The organism is uncultured Paraglaciecola sp. (assembly GCF_937123705.1).
Taxonomy (GTDB): Bacteria; Pseudomonadota; Gammaproteobacteria; order Enterobacterales; family Alteromonadaceae; genus Paraglaciecola.
The window spans coordinates 1-3,931 of sequence record NZ_CAKZKO010000220.1; the positions used below are offsets into that span (position 1 = coordinate 1).

At 48.0% G+C, this 3,931-nt stretch carries 3 protein-coding genes; 1 reads left to right on the forward strand and 2 read right to left on the reverse strand.

What is annotated here, in order from left to right; genetic code table 11:
- The coding region (traN, locus tag Q0688_RS27110; protein WP_299085112.1) for a conjugal transfer protein TraN at positions 1-1,385 on the forward strand (1,385 nt) is incomplete at its 5' end.
- Positions 1,386-1,526: 141 nt separating this feature from the next.
- Here traN and Q0688_RS27115 read toward each other — a convergent pair.
- Positions 1,527-3,203 carry an ATP-dependent helicase gene (locus Q0688_RS27115; RefSeq protein ID WP_299085115.1) on the reverse strand — a complete coding sequence of 559 codons (1,677 nt, stop codon included), beginning with the start codon at positions 3,201-3,203 and terminating at the stop codon, positions 1,527-1,529.
- A partial coding sequence (locus Q0688_RS27120) for an ATP-dependent endonuclease (protein WP_299085118.1) occupies positions 3,200-3,931 on the reverse strand: 732 nt, incomplete at its 5' end. The genes Q0688_RS27115 and Q0688_RS27120, both read right to left, overlap by 4 nt.

Consider the following 3,931-nt stretch of genomic DNA (forward strand, 5'->3'; position numbering starts at 1 on the left):
ATGCCAATGGTAATACACAAACCATCGTCAATAACGGACAAAACACGACCACCAATACGTGTGCCGCGCTAGAGCAAAACCCGGCCTGCCAGTACGTCAGAACCGAATGCACTGAAGGCGGGGCTGGTCATGAAGGCTTCTGCTATATCCAAAGTTTGGTGTATGACTGCGGACAAAGCGTTGAAGTGCAAAATGCACGAATGGAAACTCAATACAACTGTGAGGGGCCAGTTCGCTGTATGGGCACAGATTGTTTAGAGCCAGAGTCAATCAAGCAGGCTAACTTTGCAGAAGCCGCAGCGATGCTTAATGCGGCGCAGTTTATGACCAATGATATGTCATGTACGGGAGCTGATGGCCAAGATAACGTCGAGTGTACGGTCTTTAAAGGTAATGCTGGCCAGTGCAAAAAAGCCGTTGGTGGCATAGTGGATTGCTGTGAAAAGCCAAGTGGCGTGTCGTTATCGGATTACATCACGATGATAGTGGCGGTTAACAAGCTTGATACGGCAGTCATGGCCATGAATCCGTCTTCGGCAATCTATGGTTCGTGGAATACGCTCAGGGAACCAATCACCAGTACCTGGAGTGCGGTTAAAGAGCCTTTTGTGTCTGCATGGGACTCTCTCATGGGGGCTGGGCCATCAACGGCTGCTGGCGCGGGAGCGGAGCAAGCTGCGACTGGCTTCATGCAGGTGTTGACCAACAAAACGGCTGAATGGGTAGGTACGACCTTTGGTTCGGGGGCGCAATCGGCACTGTTTAGTAACGTTGGTGGCGCAGTTGGAGCCGATGGTGTCGTTTCGGGTGGTAACTTTGCGCTGGGTGGCGCTGCGGGCGCGGTTCTGAGTACGGTTATGACGGCCTACATGATTTATTCAGTCACCATGATCCTCATTCAGCTTATCTGGAAATGTGAGCAGAGCGAGTTTGAAATGAACGCCAAGCGGGTATTGAAGAGTTGCCACTACGTAGGCTCTTACTGCAAGTCTAAGTTCTTAGGTGCCTGTGTTGAGAAACGGCAATCATATTGCTGCTTTACTTCGCCGCTTTCACGGATCATTCAGGAACAAGTACGTCCGCAATTGGGCCTTGGCTGGGGCAGTGCGAAGTCTCCAAACTGTGAAGGTTTGACCGCGAGTCAGTTAAACCAGGTGGATTGGAGCCAAGTCAATCTCGATGAATGGATAGGTATCTTGTCGATAACAGGCAACCTACCCGAAGTACCGTCACTGGATCTGGAAAGACTCACAGGCTCAGGAAGTACGCTAAACGTTGATGGAAATCGTCAGAGTGCCGCAGACAGAGCCCTTGAACGGCTAAACGGAATGGATGCCCAGAAACTGCGTCAGGAGGCGACGGAGGAAATTTCGGGGAATAACTAGAAGAAAAAATCTTTGTCAGCTCCAGTATATTTTGGAGCTGACATCGCGCTAGATGTTGCATTATATTTAGTAAAGAGAACGTTTTTGAGGACGGTTTATGGCTTTGCAAGTTTTGAACTGAGTAGTTTAGCTAATGACTTTTTAAATGTGCGTTAAATCGGTAATAAACTGTGCTGCATATTGAAGATATTCCTGTTGTGGAGTTCGAATTACATCCCATCTTTTAGCATAGTTAAGGGGCCTGTCGCGTTGTTTAGCGTATGTAAGAACAAGCCGACGCTTGGCACGGGATACACCAACAAAGAAAGCACACAGATTAGAATCTTGATCCCCAAAAAATATTTCGTTCTCAACGGCCAAAATTATCGTTGAGTCGAACTCCAATCCTTTGCTCTTATGGATAGTCAGAATACGCACAGCCTGATCATCAGAGAAACGAGTCAAGGCTTGAGGCAAGTCGGGGGTAAGTTCAAGCAATTCTTCAATGCGCGCTTTGGTATCTCCCACAACTTCACCTAATCTGGCATGTGACTCATAGTCAGGCGAGAGAGCAACAAGAGTCTCCATTCCTATTTTCTTCAAAAATCTACACACAGAATCCCACCATCCCGAAAACGGTTCATCCAACAACTCGGCCATGGCGATGATTTTTCGCTGTTCCTTGAAGAAGCTTTGGAAATTTTGCCTGACGCTAGACTGCACCTCGTCATCGGCAAAGGGAATCAATTGATTCATCAGCCGAATCCAGGCTTTGGGCTCTCGCTGGCCATAGAGACAGGACAAATAGTCAACAACGAGCCTTGCGGCAGGTTCGACAGTAATATCCTGCATCTCCTGCTCATTCCGGTACGGTATTCCCCTAACTTCCAATGCCACCATCAGGTGATTGGCGTAAAGATCTAGTTGTTTGGACACTAATACGGCGATTTCGGATAACGGAACCTGTTCATTTCTTATCCACCCGGCAATCAAATCGGCCAAGTACTCAGCTTCACCCTGGGCATTCTCGAATTGCCACGCGAAGACCGCTCCCTCTTCACCAGCAAGTTGGTGATCAGGCATGACGGAAGCCGGATCGAGCACGCGAATTATCTCGTTCTGCATCCGAAGCAGGCGTGGTTTTGAACGAAAGTTTCGGTACATGTTTAATGGGACCGCTGAAAAATCCCTAGCGAACGTTTGGAAAATTCCGTCCAATGCACCTGCCCATCCCATGATTTTCTGCTTGGTATCACCGACAGCAGTGAGACGAATGCTCGTACCTTGGAAGGCTACCTTCACGAGTTCATACTGCTGATCCGTGCAGTCCTGGAATTCATCCAAGAAAACATCGCTGTAAGTTTGGCGTATGGCATTTCTTGCGACAGCAGAGGCCTTGAGAATTTGAATTGCTAGCGGCACAAGATCATGAAATGTAATTTGCCTTCTTGTGACTTTTCTTTCGCCAATCGAATAATCCAGATCAAGAGCATCATTACCAGTAAGCACTACTCGGAAACGATCAATAATACGCTTTGCAAACGCATGAAATGTGTAGCTATCAAAACGGGAAGCCAATTCTTGTCCACAGCGTCGCTGGATTCGCTCCTTCAAGTTTTTGCTGGCGTCAACTTTGAAAGAGATAGCGAGTATTCTCTTCGGATAACGGCAGGTTCCGGTTCGTAGGAGGAAGTCAGCTCTTTGTGCAAGCATTTCCGTCTTGCCCGCGCCCGGCCCCGCCGTCAGTGCAAGACAGCGCGCTTGTTCCTTCGCAGCCCGCAGTGCATTGGGTTCAAGAGTTAGCCCATCCGAAGGCAGCCATGCATCTACAGCAATCACTCGGGCAGTTCCGCAAGCTTGGCGATCACGGCATCAGTGAGTCGTCCAAATGATTCAGGCATGTTCGCCAGCAAATCCTCGTCGCTTAGTTGAGCGAGAGCTTCGATATGAGCAGCGGGCTTGCTGCCCAGTTTAAAAAGCTTGTGATACGTAGAGAAAAGATTTAACTCGTCATAGCTATATTGGGATGGGTCATGATGGCTCTTGCCTAACACGGCTTTAATTGTTGAGTCATCCGGAACTTCCTGCTGAACACCGTAAGCATCTGGGAAAGCAAGGAGCATTGAAAAATCTAAATCCATTGGAAATGAGAAAAACACACCACGCATTTCCAGCTCTGCAAATACACTCTTAGTGCCGTTTTCAAAGAAGTGGTGGGTACGAACAGGTACTTTGTCATCATTCCAATCTGATAAAGAAAAAGTATTTGGCAGAACTTTTTCAGGTTGATATAAGCCAAGTTGGTTATTTACATACTTTATTCTTCCCCAGCCCGCTTGATATCTGCCCACATCTAAATCGAGAAGGGTCAAAAATGGGATTTGCAGTGCTGATAACAGGCGCCAAAAATGATTGACATGCCTACCTCCAAGCGGAGCAATCGTAACCGCTGATTCATCAACTGGCGCACCCTTTGCTTGGAAAAGGCGCGGTAGTACAATTTCTTCGCTATCCCCTTCACCCAACACAACCAAACGTGAGAAGTAAATCTCAGGGAATGCCTGGAC